We start from the raw sequence: 20,776 nt of genomic DNA on the forward strand, positions 1-20,776 counted from the left end.
ACGGGTTACATAACGGCAATATCAGAAGCCGGCGATAGTGCTGGATCCGTTGACCGACACCACGTGGAAACTCTCAGCGCTTGCCCCCGTCGGAAGCCCTGCACGGGCACCATTGGCCAGCAACATGCCGCGGACCACGCGCTCCATCCCCTCGACATCGGGGTGCTGGCTAGCGTGGATGCGGATGGCATCGATCTTCGCATCAACATGCTTGGTGACGTCCACGAAATGGTTCTCACGGTCCTCCGGACTGGAGATAAACCACAGCCATGGCAGCTTGTAGGCTGTCAATCCCGCCTCGGCCAGCTCAGGGTAGGCAAAGGGATTCTCCACGGCAGGATAAACCGCCCGGGTCACGGCTTCCCCTGCTGCGAGGTGATCGGGGTGGCTCTTCTGAAGGCGGTCCCAATTCCTCTCGGGATGCATGGTCAGCACGATGTCCGGCCGGATTTCCCGAATGAGCTTTACAACCTGCTTGATGACGTTGTGTGTCGGCTCAAGGTAGCCGTCATGCTCGTGTAAGTAGTGGATATCGTGAACTCCCACCAACGCCGCCGCGCGTTGCTGTTCCGTGGCACGGAGTTCAATGATGCGTTCCCGGTCCACGGGATCGAACCCACCGGCGTCGCCGTCGGTCATGATGCAGTAGCTGACCTGGACTCCAGCAGCAGTCCAGGCAGCTATGGTGCCTGCCGCCCCGAAGTCGATGTCGTCAGGATGGGCAGTAAAACAAAGCACCCGCTCAACACGCTCCGTGGAGGCGTTGAACGGGCTCTTTGCTGACGAAACGCCAGAAGTCAAAGGGATCAGCCTTTCCGCTTCTTGATCTCAGCAGTTGCCTGCGGCAGAACCTTGAAAAGATCGCCGATGATGCCGAAGTCCGCGATCTCAAAAACAGGAGCCTCCGCGTCCTTGTTAATGGCCACAATAACCTTGGACGTCTGCATTCCAGCCTTTTGCTGGATTGCCCCTGAGATACCTGCCGAAATGTACAGCTGCGGAGAGACGGTCACGCCCGTTTGGCCCACCTGGGCGTCGTGGCCGATCCAGCCCGCATCAGTTGCCGCACGGGAAGCGCCGATGGCGGCACCAAGGGCATCGGCGAGTTCTTCCACCGGGGCAAAGTCGCCATCGACGCCGCGGCCGCCTGCCACGACAATCCGTGCCTCGCTGAGGTCGGGACGGCCACTGGCGGGTTTCTCCGTACGGGAGGAGATCCGGGCTGCATTAGCGACAGCATCCGCCGGAACCTCTACCTTTGCAGTGGCGGGTTCGGCAACCGTACCTGCCGGCTCCGGTTCGACGATGTTGGCCTTGACCGAAAGGACTGCCACCGGAGTGGTCGCCTTGGCGGTGGTGTTGTAGGAACCGGCCAGGACCGACTTGTGTGCCGTGCGGTCCGCGTCCAAGCCAACAACATCGGTGATGACTCCCGCGTTTAGCTTGATGCCTAGCCGTCCGGCAATTTCTTTGCCTTCAGGCGAGTTTTCCAGCAGGACAGCCGTCGCACCGGAAGTCGCCACCGCGGCCGCCAGGTAGGCGGCCTTCGGTGCAACCAGGTAGTCAGCCAGGTCATCCACCGAGGGCTGGTAGATCGTCGTTGCGCCGTAGGCACCCAAGGTGGCGGCGACGTCGTCGGTCAATTCACCAGTGAACGCGACGGCGGTCTCCCCCAGCTTTCGCGCCAGGGTCAGGAGCTCCAAGTTGCTCTTCTTGAGCGCGGCCCCGGGGTTGTCAATGAAAACAAGTGCATTTGCCATGGTTGGAGTCCTCTTAGAGCAGCTTCTGGGCGGCCAGGAAGTCGACGAGCTTGATGCCGGCGTCGCCTTCGTCGGTGATGATCGTGCCTGCGGTCCGTGGCGGGCGGGCGGCTGCCGACTCCACAACCGTCCACGAGCCTGCCTGGCCTACCTGGGAGGGATCGACTCCAATATCGGCAAGCGACAGCGAGGCGATCTTCTTCTTCTTGGCTGCCAGGATTCCCTTGAAGTTGGGGTACCTCGGCTCGTTGATCTGATCTGTCACCGAGACGAGTGCAGGGAGCTGCGCTTCCACGGTCTCCGAGTGGGCGCCGGCATCGCGACGTGCCACCACGGTGCGTCCGTTGACCTCAAGGCTGGAGGCAAACGTCAGCTGCGGGAGCGATAGCCGCTCGGCCAGCTGGGCCGGAATCAACGACGTCTCGCCGTCCGTGGATGCCATACCGGTCAGGACCAGGTCCACCGGGCGGCCGTCCGCGGAGAGGTGTCGGATGGTGGCCGCAAGCGCCAGGGATGTAGCCGCAGCGTCCGAACCGGCCAGCGCGTCATCGCTGAGGTGGACTCCAGAGTAGGCGCCAATCTGGAGCGACTTCTTGAGGGCGTTCACCGCACCAGAGGGTCCCATGCTGAGGGCAATGACCTCGTTGCCGGCTTTGGTTCCACCACGCTCTTCAGCCAGCTGCAGTGCTGCCTCAAGGGCGTACTCGTCCAGTTCCGACAAAATGCTCTCGTCACGGTCAGTTGTGTTGCCGGGTCCGGTGATGTGCCGGTCGAACTGCGCGTCCGGGACGTGCTTGACCAGAACGACAATCTTCAATGTCTCTTCCACTGTCTTCGAAGCAGCCTTCCATGCTTGTGGACGGCCAACCGCAGCAGCGTGGCCGTGAATTGCCCAGCGCGTGGGCTCCCCCTAGCTAAGCATATTGCCCGCAGAAATCCACTGCGTGCGTTAACCCCTGTTTCATCGGCCGTGCCAACAGGAGCGGCAACAGGAGCACAGATCGACGGCGGGCCGCACCGCTGAGGTGCCGCCCGCCGTCGTTCGCTGCCAGCAGGTTCCCTATTGTTGCGCTGGTTCCCTAATGGTGCGCTGGTTCCATACCGTTGTTGTTCTTACTGTTGAGCGGCGTCCAAGGTAACTTCGACTTCCTGCGACTGCCCGTTGCGCTGGATGGTTACCTTGACCTTGGCACCGGCAGGCTGCTCGCGCACTGCCGCTGTCAACTGGTTGGGGTCAGTCACCGCGTAGTCACCGAACTTGGTAACGACGTCGCCAACCTTGATGCCGGCCTTCGCAGCGGCCGAACCCGTAGTTACCGAAGCCACTTCTGCGCCAACCGAGAATCCGGAGTCGCTACCGGTGGACGACTTCGAACGTACGGAGACACCGAACTGGCCATGGCTTGCTTTGCCGGTATCGATGATTTCCTGAGCAACGCGCTTGGCATGGTTGATCGGGACGCTGAAGCCCACGCCGATGTTGCCGGTGGAGGAATCCGATGTGCCACTACCCGCAGATGCGATGGCGACATTGACGCCGATGATCTCGCCCTTGCTGTTCACCAGCGCGCCACCGGAGTTGCCCGGGTTGATCGCGGCATCAGTCTGGATCACGTTGATCGAGATCGAGCCCTCGTTCGCGGTGGACGGGCTCTGGCCACCACCCGGAGGTGCGAACTGGAAGCCCTGGTCACCGCCCTGCGAATTGTCGGTGCCTTCCTTCGGGGCAGCTGAGGACGCGACGCTGATGGTGCGGTTGAGCGTGGAGACGATACCGTCCGTCACCGTGCCAGTCAGGCCAAGAGGCGAACCGATCGCGACGGCGGTGTCCCCCACGTTGATCTTCGAAGAGTCACCGAGCGTGGCAGGTACCAAGCCCGACGTGTCGTCGACTTTGATGACCGCGAGGTCCGATAGCGGATCGGTTCCAACCACCTTGGCTTTCAGGACCTTTCCATCACTCGTGCGGACCTCGATGGCAGCATTCGACGTTGCACCGTCCAGGGTAACGACGTGCGTATTGGTAAGGATGTGGCCCTGGTCATCGATGATGATGCCGGAGCCGGTTCCGCCTTCATTACCGGCCGTCGCTTTGATGGTGACGACGCTTGGCGACGCTTTCGCTGCCGCTGCGGTGATGACGTTGACGTCATCCTTGTTGTTGACGATCACCGTGCTCGACTGTCCGCCAGTTGAAGCCGTCGGTGCCGGGTTGTCCAAAAGCATGCTGCTGCCCGCCACCACGCCGCCGCCTACCAAGCCTGCAGCGAGGATACTGGCAAGGAGCGTGCCAATACCGAACGCAGGCTTGCGCTTGGTGCTTACCGAGGACTGCTGGCCAGGTGCGCTGTGGAAGCCCTGGCCGGGAGTGGGGTTTCCGGGATTGGTCCCCCCGCCATAAAACGGCTGGTGCTGCGGGTAGTTGGGGCGGTGCCCGGGTTCGTGGGGCTGCGGGCCACCGTAGTACTGTGGCTGGCCCGTGTTTGGCTGGCCTGTGTTTGGCTGGCCTGTGTTTCCTTCGGAGCGCGGGTTGACCTGGGGCTGGCTGTTGGTGTGTGCCCCTGGGTTGGCATTGACTGGATTGGCATTGGCGTGCGGCGCCGGTTGGGCAGGCGGCTGAAAGGCCGGCAGCGGAGTTGTTGCATGCGTACCGGCGCCCTGCCCGGAGTTCCAGGCAGACTGCTGGGTCGGCTGCTGGTGGGTTTGGGCGGCGTCAGAGCTTGCAGCGGGATCCCGGGGCTCGGACGGATCACGGTTCTCTGGTGCGGTGCCCTGCGCTGGGTTCTCCGTCATGGGACTTCCTTTCATCCTTGTCTTCCATAACTATGGCCCTTTTTACTGGAACAAATTCGGACGTTCGCTGGGAGCTTCCTGAAAGCCGGTCTCGGTGCTGCAAAGGAGCCCGCACGAACGGCAGCGAGGGCTGACACACAGGGCCTCAACGTGCAGGCATTGAGCGTTTCTCCTGTGTTTCGCTGGTGGCATATTCAACGCTGTGGACGGGGTATGGGGTGCACCATAGAATCAAGTGGAATTGCCACAGCGACCTGCGGCTTTACAAACCATGCGTGGGGGCGCTGAGCATTCTGTGACGATTGGTTCGCCTTGTTCCAGTCGCAGACGTGCTGAAGGGTTGCACATGCGGTCAATAGTGAAACGTGTACTCGCCGTGATTGGCGTGGCTGGAATGTTGGCCCTCCCGGCCGGCGCCGCCTGGGCTGCAGATCCGGTGACCATACCGTCCGGCCAAAACATCGTGGATGATGCCAACGTCCTGGGCAGCCGCAAGGGCGAAGTTCAGGAAGCCATCCAGAAGACACTCAAGGACCACAAATACAACTTGTACGTGGTCACGGTGAACTCCTTTGAGAACCCTTCTTCTCCTGCGGAATGGGTTAGGGCCGTAGCCACCAAGAAGGGCATGGGCAAGGCCGACGCCATTCTGGCAATCTCTACTGCAGGCCAGTACAACTTCGCCTTGAACTCCGGAAGTTCCATTTACTCCAAGCAGTCCAACATCGCGCAGAACGCCGTTGCCGCCAACCTGGGCGGCGGCAAGAAAGACTATGCCCAGGCAGCGATTGACACAGCCGCAGCAATTGGCGACGCCGCCGGTGGCGGCAGTGGTACCGTGCCTAGCGGCAATGGCAGTGTCGGAGTCCTCGTCGGTGTGGGCGTAGTGGCAGCAGGCGGCGCAGCCACCTATCTCTACCTGCGAAATCGCCGCAAGAAGGCTGGCCAAGCATCCAGTGCCAGCTACGGCCCCCAAGGAGAAGAGCTTGACCCCCTGGCAGGCCTGAGCATTCCGGAGCTGCGCCAGAAGAGCGGCTCGTTGCTGATCGAAGCCGATGACGCCATCAAATCCAGCGAACAGGAACTCGGATTCGCCCAGGCCCAGTACGGTGATTCGGCGATCGGCAACTTCACCAAGGCTCTTCAGGAAGCCAAAGCCCACATGACCGAATCATTCAAGCTGCAGCAACAGCTGGACGACCATATCCCGGACACCGAGGAACAACAGCGGACGTGGCTCGGAGAGATTATTCGCCGTTCTGAGGCGGCCCTCGCATCACTGCGTGACCAGAAGGCGGACTTCGACTCCCTCCGCGAGCTTGAGAAGAAGGCCCCACAGGCCCTGGCAACAGTCACGGCAGGTGCCCGGGAGGCCGATTCCAGGATCGCCACTGCAGAGCAGTCCCTTGAAGCCCTGCGCAGCAAGTACGCCGAGTCTGCGTTGACGCAGGTCTCCGACAATATCCTGCAGGCTAAGGAACGCCTGGCGTTCGTTCAGAATGCTGCCACTACCGCTCAGGAAAAGCTGGCTGCGGGAGAAAACAGCCTGGCTGCCGTAGCGGTTCGCGCTGCCGAAGAGAGCCTGCACCAGACGAACGTCCTGATCGACGCGATATCCAAGACGGCGGGCAACCTTGACGAGGCCCGCGCCTCCCTGGAAAGCGCTGTTGCCGAGACCAGCCAGGACCTCGCGCAGGCCAGGGCCATGATCCAGTCGGGTGAACATCCTGAACTCGCAGGGCCGGTAGCTGGCGTGGAAGCGGCCCTTGCCCAGGTCAAGACTGAGATCCAAGGTGGAAAGATCGACCCCATTGCTACGCTGACCCGCGTTGAAACAGCACACCAAGCGCTTGATCAGTCGCTGTCCGGCATCCGGGACCAGCAGGAGCAGGCCCGCCGCGCTCAAGCGTCCTTGCAGCAGACAATCATGGCGGCGCAGGCCCAGATCAGCGCGACCTCGGATTACATCACGGCACGTCGGGGCGGCGTTGGGACTGAGGCCCGCACCAGGCTCGCCGAGGCCCAACGCAATCTCGACTACGCTTTGTCGATCTCGCGCAATGACCCTGTAACGGCGTTGACCTACGCCCAGCAGGCCCACTCACTCGCTGCACAGGCAGCACAACTGGCGCAGGCCGACGTCGACCACTTCGGTTATGCCGATCAAGGCTACGGCCGCGGTGGAATGTTCGGGGGCGGCGGCGGAGGTGGCGGCCTTGGAGGCGCAATTCTCGGCGGCATCCTCATCAACTCCATCTTCAACAGCGGTGGTGGCGGTTGGGGCGGCGGCCACAGCGACGGCGGTGGCGGCGGATTCTTCGGTGGCGACGGCGGCGGCGGCGACTGGGGCGGCGGCGGAGGTGACTTCGGCGGCGGCGACTCCGGCAGTTTCTAGCCACACAGTTTAGCTGGGGTCCATGCCCCATCTAGGAGCGGTACAACAACTGATCACTGATTTCAGTGGATTCCACTGAGCAGGACGAAAGGCAACACCATGGTTAAGCAGTCCATTTTCGGCCGGATCTCGCAGCTTGCCAAAGCAAACATCAACGCTTTGCTGGACCAGGCTGAAGACCCGCAGAAGATGCTGGACCAGATGGTCCGCGACTACACGAACAACATTGCTGAGGCCGAGTCTGCAGTGGCTCAGACCATCGGCAACCTCCGCATGCTGCAGGCCGACTACAACGAAGACGTCAAGAACGCACAGGACTGGGGCAGCAAAGCCCTTGCCGCGTCGCGCAAGGCGGACGAGTACCGGGCTGCCGGTGACACCGAGGATGCCACGAAGTTCGATAACCTTGCCAAGGTTGCCATCCAACGTCAGATGACGGCAGAGTCCGAAGCCAGGGCCGCGGAGCCCAGCATTGCGTCCCAGACCGAGGTTGTGGACAAGCTCAAGAATGGGCTTGACCAGATGAAGAACAAGCTCAACCAGCTCACGGCGAAGCGCAACGAACTCGTGGCCCGTTCCAAGACCGCCGCTGCGCAGTCACAGGTGCACGATGCCTTGAAGAGCATTGACATCATGGACCCAACCAGTGAAGTTGGCCGCTTCGAAGAGAAGATTCGCCGGGAGGAAGCCAAGGTGCTGGGCCAGCAGGAACTTGCTGCATCCAGCTTGGATGCCCAGTTCAACCAGCTGGAGGACCTTGGGGAGCAGACCGAGATTGACGCCCGCCTGGCGGCCCTGAAGGAGTCTGGCGGCAGCAAGCCTGCCATCGGGGCCGGCGCCCCCGCCTCCAGCGGTGCAAACATTGACGAAACCGACTTCGACAAACTCTAGCAACGCAGGGCCTTACTGCTCTCTGATGTGCACCTGAACCATGCAAATGGCCGGATCCCTCCCAGGGTCCGGCCATTCTGTTTATGTCGCCAACCTTGCCTAGAGCGGAGAGGCCTCCAGAGGATCCTGGCTAGGACCACTGTCTGTGGCCACTTCAGCACGGATTTCGAAACCTTTGGGGTGGAAATAAGTCACCGTGCATTCGAGGACTTCACCGTGCGGCCCCAAAGTGGTCCGCTCCAAGCGCGGGACCATGGGAAATTCACGGACATTCAGGGCATCGGCAAGGTGCTCCGGTGGGGCGTGCATCGTAACCGTGATCTCGGCCCGCTGGAGTGGCTTGGACGTCCTGTCCTGGATCACCTGGTAGATGGAATTGCGCTCAGCATCCGCGAGGCTGATGTGACGGCCAATGTGGGAAGGGATGAAGATTTCCGCAATGGCATAAGGCCACCCGCCACTTGAATAGGAGCGACGGATCACCAGGACGAGATTGTCATCGGATACCAGCTTGGCTGGCACGGACCTGTCCTTCTCCATCCACTTGTATTCGATCAGGCCTTTGACAGTCTTCATCCCAGCCGCTGTAAACGTCTCCATGAAGGGCGCCAAGCGGTTCAGCATCCGGACCGGACGCTGGGCCATGACGAACGTTCCCTTACCCTGCCGGCGAACAAGCAGTCCCTTCACAACGAGGGTTTCGATTGCCTTGCGGACCGTAGTGCGACTGATCCCGTACTCGTCCATCAGCGACTCTTCGGTCGGGATCCGTGAGCCCGGTTCCAACCGGCTGACCTGATCCGTCAGGACGTCTGCAACCTGCTGGTACACGGCTACTGGGCTGTCCCTTTGAAGGGCCTGCCGATCCAGGCCCTGGCTAAAGTCTTCCTTGACCATCCGGCCTTCCCATCCGTTCCCGGCATGCCGCCATTCCGGATTCGATGCTAACACCGGCACTGCAAGGGCGGCCCCTACTGCAGGACGAGCAAAAGCTAGTGAAGAACAAAACAAAAGGTCCGGATCAGTGAATACTGATCCGGACCTTTTCTCCAGTTGCGGGGACAGGATTTGAACCTGTGACCTCTGGGTTATGAGCCCAGCGAGCTACCGAACTGCTCCACCCCGCGTCGCAAGAACAACTCTACCGCACCCACAGAGTGCTTCTGACCATGCGCACCCGAAGGTGCCGTAGATCACTCTCTTGAGGGCTGGACCGCAGACCACATCCGGTGCCCTGCACTTGTCAGCTCCGACTCGAGACACGTTGCTTCGTTGGGGACGCGGAACCGGATCATCGACAAGGTACGGGCTAAACAAAAACGTTCGAGCAAAAGAAAAGGTCCGGATCAGTAATAACTGATCCGGACCTTTTCTCCAGTTGCGGGGACAGGATTTGAACCTGTGACCTCTGGGTTATGAGCCCAGCGAGCTACCGAACTGCTCCACCCCGCGTCGCAAGAACAACATTACCGTCCGGTGAATGGCAGACCAAATCCTGGCACCGTGATGTGCATCTCCCCCGACAATATCGCCCAACCTGCCTCCCAAGGACCGTTTCCTCCACGGATGCTTTCTGCATACAGGAAGGGCCGTTGCGCGCTCCAGGAGGAGCGGGCAACGGCCCTTCCAAATCACGATCCGTCACTCATTCACGGGGCGTTAGCTGCTCGGCGAAGGCGACGGCGTGGCGCTTGGCGTAGCACTCGGCGTCGCTGTCGGTTCCGGCGCAATGCCCAGGCGGGTTTCGGCGTCGATCGCCCTCTTGAGAGCCTCGGACAGCTTGGTCTGCTGCTGGCCATAGCCGGCGAAGTCTCCCTTGGCCAGGGCGGCCTGGCCATCCTGGATTGCCTTGTTGGCCTCGTCCAGGGCCGCCTTGAGATCAGCTTTGGCATCCGTAGGTCCGGCAGGTGGCGTCGTGGTGCCAGGGGGTGTGGCGGGCGTTTGTCCGTTGTTCTCGGAGTCTCCTGCCTTGGCACCGGAGTTACCGCCGAACAACTGGTCCAGGGCTTCATCCAAGGTAGCTGCAAAGCCGATTTTGTCGCCGAAGGCTACAAGTACGCGCTGCAAGGTGGGGTAAGAGGTCTCGCCCGTCGACTTCAGGTAGACGGGCTGGACGTAAAGCAGACCGCCACCCACGGGCAGGGTCAGCAGGTTGCCGTTCAAAACGTCGGATGCGCCCTGACGTAGCAAGTTCAGCGCCTGCGACACCGTGGGATCCGAGTTGAACTTGTTCTGCGCCTGGCCTGGGCCAGGAACCTGGGTATCCGTAGGAAGCTGCAACAGCCTTAGCTTGCCGTAGCTGTCAGCTTTAACTCCCTTGACGTTTCCGGCATCTGAATCGGCGGCCAGGAATCCGTAGAGGATATTCCTTGCGTTGCCGTTGACCGTTTGCGGAATGAAGGATGACGTCAGCTGGAAAGCAGGCTTGTCCTGGTCAGGCATCTGCAGAGACATGTAGAACGGCGGCTGCTTGACGGCTTCCGAGACTGTGGGGTCATTCGGAACACTCCACGCATCGTTGTTTTGGTAGAAGCTGTCAGGGTTGGTGACGTGATAGCGCCCCAGGAGTTCACGCTGAACCTTGAAAAGATCTTCCGGGTAGCGGACGTGGCTCATGAGGTCGCCGGACATCTCTGTGTAGGGCTTGATGGTGGTAGGGAACACCTTCTGCCAAGCCTTCAGGAGAGGATCATGGTCGTCCCAGGCATAGAGCGTGACGGAACCGTCATATGCGTCAACCGTGGCCTTGACCGAGTTGCGGATGTAATTGACCGAACTGTTGGGCAGTGTCACCGTCCGGCCCGCACTGGTCTGCGAATCAACTGTCGCGTTCTGCAACTGCTGAGGTTGTGAGTATGGGAAGTACTGGCTGGTGGTGTAACCGTCAACGATCCACTTCACGCGACCATCGACGACAGCCGGATAGGCGTTGCCATCCACAGTCAGGTACGGGGCGAGCTTCTCAACCCGTTCGCGGGGATTCCGGTCGTAGAGAATCTGGGATTTCTCATTTACGCCGTCTGATAGCAGCAAGTCCGAAGACTGGAATTTAATGGAGTACAGAATACGGTTGAGCCAGTTGCCCACGATGGGCCCGCCGTTGCCGGTGAAGGTGTATTGGGTTTCTCCCCCGCCTTCGCGACCTGCTGGGCGGTCCTGTTCGCGATGCTGGGCACCCTCCGGAGCGCCAACGATCGAATATTCGGGAGAGTTCTCGCCGAAGTAGATACGCGGTTCGTACGAAGTGTCGTTGCCGAGAACGCCGTTGGACGGAATGCCTGATTGCAGGAATTCCGGCTTGCCATCAACCGTGAACTTATTGCCCTTCGCTGCGACAACACCGTAGCCGTGCGTGTAAACGATGTGTCGGTTGACCCAGGTCTGCTGGTTTGCACTCAGGCCGTCCGGGTTCAGTTCGCGAACAGCGATGACGGTGTCCTGCACTTTGCCGTCCACGGTGTAGCGGTCCACGTTCAGTGTCTGGGGGAACTGGTAGTACGGACGGTACTGCTCAAGCTGGGCGAACGCCGAGGAGATGAGGTTCGGATCCAGCAGGCGGATGTTGGCCGCGGTCTGGGCGTCTTTTGCCAATGCTCCGCTTGTGGCCGTTGTGGTGGCGTTATAGGCAGAGACATCAATCTTGTCCAAGCCGTAGGCTGCCCGGGTCATCTTAATGTTGCGGTCGATGTATTCCCTTTCCAGGGTGTTCTCCGACGGACGCACCTGGAATTGCTGAATAACCCACGGGTAGACGCCACCGGCCAGGATGGCCGTGATGATCAGCATCGCGGTGCCGATCACGGGCAGGCGCCAGCGGCCAATGACCGCAGCAATGATAAAGAGAATCGCGACCAGGCCGGCGGCAACCGCCAGGATGGCCTTGGTGGGTACGACGGCACTGACGTCCGTGTACAACGCGCCGGCCCACCGGCCCGATGAGCTCTGCACGGTGGAGTACCTGTCCAGCCAGAAATTAACGCCGAGCAGCAACAGGAAGAATGCGCCCGTTACAGCGATGTGGATCTGGGCAGCACGACTGGTGAAAACACCCCGCTCCATGAGCCGGATGCTTCCGTACAGGTAGTGGGTAAGGATGCCCGCTATGCCAGCAACTACGGCGATGCTGATGAGGAATCCGGTAACAAAACCAAGGAACGGAAGCGACATCAGGTAGAAGCTGATGTCCAGATTGAATAACGGATCCGATTGACCGAAGGGCTCCTGGTTAAAGAACAGGAGGACTTTCTGCCACTGGCTTGCCGCCGCGCTGCCGGCAAAGAGCCCGAACAGGATGGGGAGGCCGATCATGACCACACGGCGGACAGGCTCAAGCTGGGCCTGGTAACGGTTCAGGTTGTCGCGGGACTCAGCATCCGGGGCGTAAACGGGCCGGGCGTGGTAGGCGATCCTGATTGCGAAGTAAACGGCGGCGAACATCATGGCGAACCCGACCAGGAAGGTGACGATCCGGGCGAGGTTCTCGCGGACATAGACTTCGAAGAAGCCAAGCTGTTGGTACCAGAGGACGTCTGTCCACACATTGGCGAAGAAAATGAATCCAACGACGGCCACTGCCACGACGATGAGCGTCGGAGTCAGGGCACCTCGTCTCAGCGGCGATCTTCCGGGCGGGTTGGAGCTGGCGGGACGGGACAAACTCTGTACCTCATTGGTGGTCGTCAGTTAAAAGTCGGTGTGCGCGTGTTCGACGATCTCTGCCCCTGGGCGATGGCGGAGTCCGTCATATATGCCACGAGTGGCGGTGGAGCTAAGTTCCACCGCCAGTCTAGTTGTTTGCGCAGGTGGGAAGGCCAGCCGTGTCTTGTCCTGAACCGAGTCGTTCCACCGCCGCGGTAGCGTCGGCCAACGTTTCCACCTTCACTACCTGCAGGCCATCAGGAACGTGCCCCACCACGTCCGCACAATTCGCGGCGGGAGCCAGGAACATGGTGGCCCCGTGCTGACGGGCGCCGATCATTTTCTGCGCAATGCCGCCAATGGCTCCCACTGCTCCATCAGGGGTGATGGTTCCGGTCCCGGCCACATGCTTTCCTCCGGTAAGGTCCCCTGGCGTGAGATTATCCACGATTCCCAGGGCAAACATCATTCCAGCGCTCGGACCGCCCACGTTGTCCAAAGAAATTTTCACATCAAACGGGAAAGTGAAATCGCTGGCCAGCAGGATACCCAGGACGTAGCGGCCGGCGGGATTCTTGGTGGGCGTTATCGTCTCGGTGACGGAAGAACCGTTCCTCTCCACGACGACCACAGCCGGAGCGCCGTTTCCGGCCGCCAGTTCAGCCTGGACCACGCCGAGGGAGGAGATGGGCTTTCCATTAATTGATGTCAAACGGTCACCCTCCCGGAGCTTCCCCACGGAAGGGGACGGATCCGAGAGTCCCGCCACGTTGAGCCGCTGCTCAAACGGAATGTCCAGTTGCCGCAAAGCTGCGGCAACAGCATTCTCCTGTGAGGTCTCCATCGCAATCTCGCCCTGCTGAACCGTCTCTTCGGCGGTAGTGCCTTTGGGATAGATCAGTTCCTCGGGATAGATGGCTTTTGATTTGTCCAACCAGGCCCGGAAGACTTCGTAAATAGTGGCAGGGCTCTTGGGACCGCCAGCCATCACGACGGTGGTCAGGTCCAGGTTTCCCTTGGCCGGAAAGGACTCGTGACCCGAAATGCTGATGACCGGTTTGTCCCCGTCCTGCCCCAACGTATTAAAGGTGGGTCCCGCAGACTCAACAACGTAGGGAACAGGCAGCGCCGCGGCCCCGATCCCCAGTCCCAGGGCCAGCAGGCCCGAAACGACCATGATCATGTACCGGCCGCTGCCGGGAGGTTCCGGGGACGCCGGGGAGGGATCGGCGTCGGGCGTTTGACGCGGATCGAGCGAGCCCTCCGGGCTGGGCGAAGTAAGCATTGAGGCCTCTCTTTACCGGTACATCTTTACCGGCGCTTCGTGTCCGGTATTCTGGCTCCTGCCGCTGGCCGCGGCGACGGGCACATACCAAACATCCACATTACGCGGTCGGACGTTGTGGCGGATGCTTTGCCTACAGCGAACGACGCCGCACACAGGCAGACAGCCTTCCCACCGCGCGGTACGGTGAAAGTGATCACCAGCCAGTTCGACGATCGGCGGCACCATGACTTCCAATCCCAACAACCCGTCAGATGACGATGAGACGCCCAAGGATCCGCTGGCGGAAATGCTGCAAAACCTGATGGGCGGCCAGGGCATGGGCAACATCGATCCCGCCGAACTCGCCAAAGCTGCGGGGCTCCCCAACGACCCCCAGCTGTTACAGCAAATGTTCGCGCAGGTTCAGGCCATGATGAGTTCAACGTCCGAGGGCCCAGTGAACTGGCAACTGGCCCATGAGAACGCGCGGCGCGTGGCGGCCGCCGGGAGCGACCCCTCCGTCAACGCCCATCAAGCCCGGGAGGTCGATGAAGCACTCCGGCTCGCCGAGCTGTGGCTGGATCCTGTGACAGATCTTTCCGCCACCGGGCTCATCGGCCGCGCGTGGTCCCGCGCAGAATGGGTCGAGGCAACGCTTGGAACCTGGAAGCGGCTGACAGAACCAGTCGCCAACAGCATCGCCAACGCCTTGTCCAACGCACTCACCCAGCAGATGCCCGAGGAAATGAAGTCCATGATGGGCGGCGCCTCATCCATGCTGCAAAACATGGGCGGTGCCATTTTTGGGATGCAGCTGGGACAGGCCATCGGTGCACTCTCGGCCGAGGTAGTCAGTTCTACGGACATTGGTGTCCCCTTGGCTGACCTGGAGATGGCTCTGCTCCCCGCCAACGTTGCCAAGTTCGGGGAAGGCCTCAGCCTCCCCGAAAATGATGTACGGCTGTTCCTTGCCGTCCGCGAAGCAGCCCATGCCCGGCTGTTCGTGCAGGTGCCATGGCTTCGCGGGCACCTGCTCGGCGCTATCGAAGCCTATGCGCGAGGCATTCATATTGACATGTCCCGTATCGAGGACCTTGCCCGGGATCTGGACCCCAGTAATCCCGAAGGAATCCAGGAAGCCTTGTCCCAAGGTGTCTTCACGCCGGAGCGCACGCCGGTTCAGACCGCCGCTCTTGAGAAGCTCGAAACGGCGTTGGCCCTTGTGGAAGGGTGGGTAGACGAACTCACTGCTGAAGCCACGGACAAGGTACTGCCGTCGGCTACGGCCCTGCGCGAAACTGTCCGCCGCCGCCGTGCCACAGGCGGTCCTGCCGAACATGCGTTCTCTTCGCTTGTAGGTTTGGAGTTGCGCCCACGCAGGCTTCGGGAGGCCGCTACTTTGTGGGCTACCCTGAAAGCTGAACGGGGCATCGCGGGCCGTGACGCCATTTGGCACCACCCCGATCTCCTGCCCACCGGTGAAGACCTGGACGACCCCAAGGGCTTCTCCGAACGCCGCAGGCTCGCCGAGGCCAGCGACACCGAGGTTGATGATGCTTTGCAGAAGCTCCTGAGCGGTGGGTATGACGTACCGGGGGACGCAGCATCCGAGGATGAGGGATCCCAAGACGAGGGCTCCCCGGACGACGCCGGGCCCGACTCAGGCAATGCAGGCCCGCAGTCGCCATCGAACTAGCGTCTGGGATGGTCGCCATGAACTTCATGGCGACCATCGTCATTCCCAGCCCGTGGTGTCCGCGTCCGGGCCGGTTTCGGCAGATTGATGAGGGTCCCCGGTGAGACCCCGGGACGTCGCGAAGGCGACCCCCTCCAAGAACGCTTTGGCGCGCTGAGTCTCGGGGTAGGCCTCAAGCAGGCGCCAAAAATGCGCATTGTGTCCAGCTACCAGCAAGTGCGACAGTTCGTGCAGGAGCACGTAATCGATGACCCACTGGGGCATCGATTGAAGCTTGTTTGAAAGCCGGATGGTGCCATCCGCAGGAGTCGCCGAGCCCCAACGTGAGTTCTGGTTGGTCACCCACCGGACCGACGACGGGACCGCCCGCCCTCCGAGGTAGGTCCTCGAAAGGTGCGCCGCATGCTGGGCAAGGGCCTCATCGGTGGCAGGTCGGCGCCGAGCTGATTTGCCAGCCTGGCGTTCCCCTTGCCTCTGAAGCTTCGCAAGCATGCGCCGCACCCATTCGCGTTCCTGCGACTTGGTAAAACTGGCCGGAATCGCGACTACGGCGTTACCGTCTTCCCAAAACGCCGCCACGGTCCGTCGCCGCCGGGCTGAGCGCCTAACGACGACCGGAGCGCCGTCGTCGGTGAGATTCGGAACGTCGGGGCCGCTGGCTGTTGAGTGCGGCATCAGAAGCTAGTGCTCTCTGCCAGGACTGCGAGGACGGCTTCGCCATAGCGCTCCAGTTTGGATGGCCCAACCCCAGCCAAGCCCGCCAGTTCCTCCAGCGATGCAGGCCGGGCTTCAGCAATGGCGGTTAATGTGGCATCAGTGAAGACCACATAGGCGGGGACGTCGGCCGCTTGCGCTTCATCCAGTCGCCACTGCCTCAAGGCGTCGAAAGTCTGTTCCTCATAGGTGGGTGGGCACTGGTTGCAGCGACCCACCTTCCGCTCGGCTCCGGAGGCAAGCATGCTTCCACACACCCTGCACGACGCCGGTGCGGCGGCTTTGCGTCGCGTGGAGCCTGCCCGGCTGCGGGCATTGGCAGACGCCACGGAATCCGGCCGGAGTCCATCGAGGAAGCGCGAGGGCTTGCGGTTGGCGCGGCCTCCCGGCGTTCGCGCAGAGGACCATGAGAGGTTCAGCTGCTCACGGGCACGGGTAATCCCGACGTAGAGCAATCGCCGCTCTTCATCGACGTCCTCTGGCGTGTCCGCGAAGGATATAGGCATAAGTCCTTCGCTCAGGCCCACCAAGAACACGGCATCCCATTCAAGGCCCTTTGCTGAGTGAAGGGAAGCAAGGGTCACGCCCTGAACCGTGGGAGCATGCTGGGCTACTGAACGTTCCTGGAGCTCGTTGACGAACTCGGCCAACGTGAAGGACTCTCCGCGGCTGACCGACAACTCATCAGCCAAAGCCACCAAGGCAGCCAGCGATTCCCAACGCTCCCTAAGAGCTCCCCCACTGTGCGGTGCGGCTTCGCTGTAGCCAAGCGAAGCAACAATGTCACGGACAATCTGACCCAAGGGCTCCGGGGGGCCTTCTGCCACTGCCCTGGTTGCGGCGCGCAACTGCAGGATGGCATCCCGGACCTCCTTGCGGGCGAAGAACCTCTCTCCACCGCGAAGCTGGTAGCCGATCCCGGCCGACGCCAACGCTTGCTCGTAAGCTTCCGATTGCCCGTTGGTGCGGAACAAGATGGCGATCTCGCTGGCTTTGACCCCCGTATTGAGTAGCTCCTGGATTCTGCCGGCAACGACCGCGGCCTCTGCTTCGTCGTCCGGACATTCCATAAACCGCGGCTCTGGGCCGGCTGGCCGCTGAGCCACAAGCTTGAGCGGCGGCGCCCATGCGGCATCTGCGATTGGTCCGCCACTTCGCCTGGACGCGAGGAGGTCATTGGCCAGCTTGACGACCTGTGGAGTGGACCGGTAATCACGGATGAGCTTGACCACAGTGGCGTCCGGATAGCGCGCCTTGAAATTCAGGAGATGTTTGGGCGAAGCCCCGGTAAAAGAGTAGATGGTCTGGCTGGCATCGCCTACGACGCACAATTCGTCACGGCCACCCAGCCAGAGATCCAGGAGCCGCTGCTGAAGCGGTGAAACGTCCTGGTACTCGTCGACGACGAAGTGGCGGTATTGCTCCCTGACTGTTGCTGCCACTCTTGGATCCTCCTGGAGGATCCCAACCGTAATCAGCAGGACGTCTTCGAAGTCAATGACGTTGCGGTCGGTCTTAATATCCTCATACGCCTGGAACACCCTGGACACCGCCGTAAGGTCGAAGCCTCCCGGAGTTCCGCGGCCTTGTGCGTTCTCCAAATAGTTTGCCGGTGTCAGCATGGACACTTTGGCCCACTCAATCTCTGCAGCCAAGTCCCTGATGGACGCGCGATCCGTGCTGAGGCGAAGTCTGCGTGAGGCTTCAGCGATCATGTTGGCCTTGTGGTCCAGCAGGCTAGGCAGGGTCCCGCCGATCGCCTGGGGCCAGAAGAACTGCAACTGCCTCAGGGCGGCAGCGTGGAAGGTCCGCGCTTGCACATTGGCCACGCCAAGATCCCGAAGCCTGCTGCGCATTTCGGCCGCCGCCCTCGCAGTGAAGGTCACAGCAAGCAACCTTTGTGGGGAATACACCCCTGAGTGCACCCCGTAGGCGATACGGTGCGTGATGGCGCGGGTCTTGCCTGTGCCTGCACCTGCGAGTACGCACAGGGGGCCGGTGAGAGTACTGGCTACTTCACGTTGCTCGTCATCCAAACCACTGAGAATTCGCTCCTCGAGTGAGCCGCCGGCGTCGAAAATTCCACCTGTCACGGCTGGAGGTCTTCGATAACGCCGCCGTACCAATGCTCAATCAGCGAGCGCGCAATCGACAGGCGCGTGGAAATGGTGATCTCGCCACTTAGCACGGCCTCCTGCAACTCTTCCCGGCTGAACCACCGCGCGCGGGTGACCTCCACGCCGTCAGGGCGGGCAACGGCGTCGTCGGTCTTTGCCGTAAAGCCCAGCATGAGCGAGGCAGGGAAGGGCCACGACTGCGAACCGAGATACTGGCACGCAGTAACGCGGACACCAACTTCCTCGCCGATTTCACGGACAACGGCCTGCTCAAGCGATTCCCCGGGTTCAACGAATCCAGCAAGTGTGGAGTAGTTCCTGGCATCGGCGGGTCCGCCGCCGCCGAGCAGGAGCCGGCCATCAGGGCCCACCACGGTAACGATGATCGCGGGGTCTGTGCGCGGATAGTGTTCAGAGTTGTCCCTGGGACAACGCCGGACCCAGCCCCCGGTTTCAATATCAGTCGGCGTGCCGCACTGCGGGCAGTGCGTATGCGTCGCATGCCAGTTGGAGATGGCACTGGCTTCGATAAACAAAGCGGTGTCAGTAGCATCGAGACGTCCGGCAACTTCCCGGAACCCGGCCCATTCCGCATCGGAAGGGATCAGGGCTGTCCCCGGTGCGGGTGGCTCCATGACGGTAAACAGCAAAACAGGAGTACCTTCGGCTACGGACGAGGCCCGCAAGGTGATACCCAAATAGATAGCAGTCACGGCGCCAGCCTCTGCCTCGCCGAGGGCGGCCCAGAGTGGACCGGCGTCGCCGAACCAGAGTCCGTCGGCGTTCACCAACGCTTTGCGTTGGGATATAACCATCGCTTTGGCCTTGCCGGAGACGATGAGGTCCTCAACCATGCCCGGCTTCATGCGCGCACTGGAGCCTCGGTCCACCAACGCCGGGCGCACTGGAAGAACAGTTTCCATCAAGTGGTTGGCCAGCGCCGGCGACTCCGTATAACTCATGTATCTACCGTACTGATTCGCACCGACAAAGAACATTTGGAACGGCCGCATGTGCATATCACCGCGCTGCCGCGCCCTGAACGATCTGATGGTCAACTTCTGCCTTGTTTTCGTGCGGATCTGAAGACTCGCCGCACTGCATCATGGCCATAGGCGCCACTCAATCTACCGTGGAAGACGTGAGAAGAACACCGCTCGAACTGGCCGCTGTAGCAACCGCGGCGGTGCCCGGACTGGCACCGACGGCTACAGCCTATTCCCCCGACGACGACGCCGACTTCGATTCGGCGTTGTTGCTCGACGCGGAAGGCAAGCGCTGGCGCGTCCGTTCGCCGCGGCATCTCGAGGCCAGTACCCGCCTCGAAACGGAGTTCATGGTCCTGAGGGCTTTTGCGCCTGCCATCCGTGCCGAGCTCCCTTTCCATGTGCCAACCGTCGCCGGAACGGTCCGGCAGGGCGCCCTCACAACGTTCGTGTATGCCCATTTGCAGGGTTCGACGCTCTCAATTGACGAACTCTCCGCTGGCAGCCCTGCTCTGGCCCATGAAATTGGCAATGCACTGGCCGCCATCCACGACCTTCCCCTGGCACTGGTCAACAATGCCGATTTGCCCAGTTACTCTGCCAACGAGTTTCGGCAGCGCAAGCTCAACGAATTGGACCAGGCAGCCACCACCGGCAAGATTCCTGCCACTTTGCTGCGTCGCTGGGAACATGCCCTTGAGGACGTGGCGCTTTGGCGCTTCAACACTTCGGTGGTTCATGGGGACCTCCACGAAGACAACCTGATGGTCCAGGACGATACTGTGACGGCGTTGACGGGATGGACCGATCTTCGCATCGGAGACCCCGCCGATGATTTCGCTTGGCTGGTGGCGTCCAACGAAGCCTCGTTCGTTGAGGCCGTACTTAGCCGGTATACCGAGGCACGCCGGGACACGCCCGACGCCCATCTGCTCCGACGCGCCGCCTTGCTGGCTGAATTCGCCTTGGCCCAGTACCTGGTAAAGGCAATGGCTGTTGGGCATGAGGACATGACGTCAGAGGCAGTATCAATGCTGCAGTCCCTTGCGGCCGACATCGAAGAGCAAGCCAGGCATGACGAGGCCGTTCTGGCAGCTGAGCAGGCGGCAGCAGCCGAGGCTGAAAGCGCAGCCGTACAGGATGCATCTAATCCGCAGGCCAGCACCCAGCAGCCAGCCGTTACGGTCGTGGCGATTCCCGACGCCGGTGCTGCAGTCTCAGTGGCGCCCTTACCTCCCACGTCTCCGAAGGAGCTCCCGCACGCCGAAGCGGCTGGCAACGATGCGCTCCCAGGCGCGGTTACCGTAACCGCACCGGACAAGTCGACAGAGGGCCCCATTTCCCGACCTCAGGGAGCTTCTGCCGCAAGTCCTTCCCCCAGGCAAGAGACGGACGCGGGAAATCAGGCCTCGCCGGCAGGTGATGACGCCTCAACTGCAGCGTTGAATGTTGTCAACGTGACTCCGCTGCATGCGGGCGAACGATCCTGACCTGCGTTCCCGACCGGAGTTCCCGGACT

14 protein-coding genes and 2 tRNA genes are annotated in these 20,776 nt (G+C 61.4%); 4 read left to right on the forward strand and 12 right to left on the reverse strand.

Translation table 11 applies throughout. The features are described 5' to 3' along the window. Positions 1-21: 21 nt before the first annotated feature. From LDN75_RS16875 to LDN75_RS16890, 4 genes are all read right to left on the reverse strand, one after another. Positions 22-801, reverse strand: a complete 780-nt coding sequence (locus tag LDN75_RS16875; protein WP_223933660.1) for a PIG-L deacetylase family protein — start codon at positions 799-801, stop codon at positions 22-24. 5 nt (positions 802-806) lie between these two features. Next, positions 807-1,760, reverse strand: a complete 954-nt coding sequence (locus tag LDN75_RS16880) for an electron transfer flavoprotein subunit alpha/FixB family protein (protein WP_223933662.1) — start codon at positions 1,758-1,760, stop codon at positions 807-809. 13 nt (positions 1,761-1,773) lie between these two features. Continuing rightward, a complete protein-coding gene (locus tag LDN75_RS16885) occupies positions 1,774-2,577 on the reverse strand; it encodes an electron transfer flavoprotein subunit beta/FixA family protein (RefSeq protein ID WP_223933663.1) in 804 nt (267 codons plus the stop codon). A gap of 296 nt (positions 2,578-2,873) precedes the next feature. After that, complete coding sequence (locus tag LDN75_RS16890) at positions 2,874-4,553, reverse strand: trypsin-like peptidase domain-containing protein (protein WP_223933665.1); 1,680 nt, start codon at positions 4,551-4,553, stop codon at positions 2,874-2,876. 346 nt (positions 4,554-4,899) lie between these two features. Between LDN75_RS16890 and LDN75_RS16895 the strand changes: the two genes are divergently transcribed. Next, the gene (locus LDN75_RS16895; RefSeq protein WP_223933667.1) at positions 4,900-6,948 is read left to right on the forward strand and encodes a TPM domain-containing protein; all 2,049 of its coding nucleotides are present in this window, start codon (positions 4,900-4,902) and stop codon (positions 6,946-6,948) included. A gap of 99 nt (positions 6,949-7,047) precedes the next feature. Further along, the gene (locus tag LDN75_RS16900) at positions 7,048-7,839 is read left to right on the forward strand and encodes a PspA/IM30 family protein (protein WP_223933669.1); all 792 of its coding nucleotides are present in this window, start codon (positions 7,048-7,050) and stop codon (positions 7,837-7,839) included. A 99-nt stretch (positions 7,840-7,938) separates the two neighbouring features. Here LDN75_RS16900 and LDN75_RS16905 read toward each other — a convergent pair whose 3' ends face one another. The 5 genes from LDN75_RS16905 to LDN75_RS16925 form a co-directional block, all read right to left on the reverse strand. Beyond that, positions 7,939-8,736, reverse strand: coding sequence for a GntR family transcriptional regulator (locus LDN75_RS16905; RefSeq protein WP_223933671.1), 798 nt, complete (start codon positions 8,734-8,736; stop codon positions 7,939-7,941). A 156-nt stretch (positions 8,737-8,892) separates the two neighbouring features. Further along, positions 8,893-8,966: transfer RNA gene (locus LDN75_RS16910), tRNA-Met, on the reverse strand. A 251-nt stretch (positions 8,967-9,217) separates the two neighbouring features. Continuing rightward, a tRNA-Met gene (locus LDN75_RS16915) sits at positions 9,218-9,291 on the reverse strand. A gap of 207 nt (positions 9,292-9,498) precedes the next feature. Further along, the gene (locus tag LDN75_RS16920) at positions 9,499-12,495 is read right to left on the reverse strand and encodes a UPF0182 family protein (protein WP_223933672.1); all 2,997 of its coding nucleotides are present in this window, start codon (positions 12,493-12,495) and stop codon (positions 9,499-9,501) included. A 130-nt stretch (positions 12,496-12,625) separates the two neighbouring features. Further along, positions 12,626-13,762 carry a S16 family serine protease gene (locus LDN75_RS16925; RefSeq protein WP_223933674.1) on the reverse strand — a complete coding sequence of 379 codons (1,137 nt, stop codon included), beginning with the start codon at positions 13,760-13,762 and terminating at the stop codon, positions 12,626-12,628. 226 nt (positions 13,763-13,988) lie between these two features. Here LDN75_RS16925 and LDN75_RS16930 point away from each other — a divergent pair, with 226 nt between their 5' ends. Next, the gene (locus LDN75_RS16930) at positions 13,989-15,440 is read left to right on the forward strand and encodes a zinc-dependent metalloprotease (RefSeq protein WP_223933676.1); all 1,452 of its coding nucleotides are present in this window, start codon (positions 13,989-13,991) and stop codon (positions 15,438-15,440) included. Positions 15,441-15,479: 39 nt separating this feature from the next. On the opposite strand, the gene LDN75_RS16935 is transcribed toward LDN75_RS16930, so the two are convergent. From LDN75_RS16935 to nudC, 3 genes are read right to left on the reverse strand one after another with little or no spacing between them, the layout of a single operon-like run. Next, on the reverse strand, positions 15,480-16,115 hold the full coding sequence (locus LDN75_RS16935; protein WP_223933677.1) for a M48 family metallopeptidase: 636 nt from the start codon (positions 16,113-16,115) through the stop codon (positions 15,480-15,482). After that, positions 16,115-18,247, reverse strand: a complete 2,133-nt coding sequence (locus tag LDN75_RS16940; RefSeq protein WP_223933679.1) for an ATP-dependent DNA helicase UvrD2 — start codon at positions 18,245-18,247, stop codon at positions 16,115-16,117. Before LDN75_RS16940 ends, LDN75_RS16935 begins: the two co-directional genes overlap by 1 nt. Then, on the reverse strand, positions 18,244-19,233 hold the full coding sequence (gene nudC, locus LDN75_RS16945) for an NAD(+) diphosphatase (protein WP_223933680.1): 990 nt from the start codon (positions 19,231-19,233) through the stop codon (positions 18,244-18,246). The genes LDN75_RS16940 and nudC overlap by 4 nt, the downstream gene beginning before the upstream one ends. 179 nt (positions 19,234-19,412) lie before the next feature. Between nudC and LDN75_RS16950 the strand changes: the two genes are divergently transcribed. Continuing rightward, entirely contained in the window at positions 19,413-20,747 is a 1,335-nt protein-coding gene (locus LDN75_RS16950) for a macrolide 2'-phosphotransferase (RefSeq protein WP_223933682.1), read from the forward strand. Positions 20,748-20,776: the final 29 nt, after the last annotated feature.

This window comes from Arthrobacter sp. StoSoilB5 (genome assembly GCF_019977235.1).
In the GTDB taxonomy this organism is placed as follows: domain Bacteria; phylum Actinomycetota; class Actinomycetes; order Actinomycetales; family Micrococcaceae; genus Arthrobacter.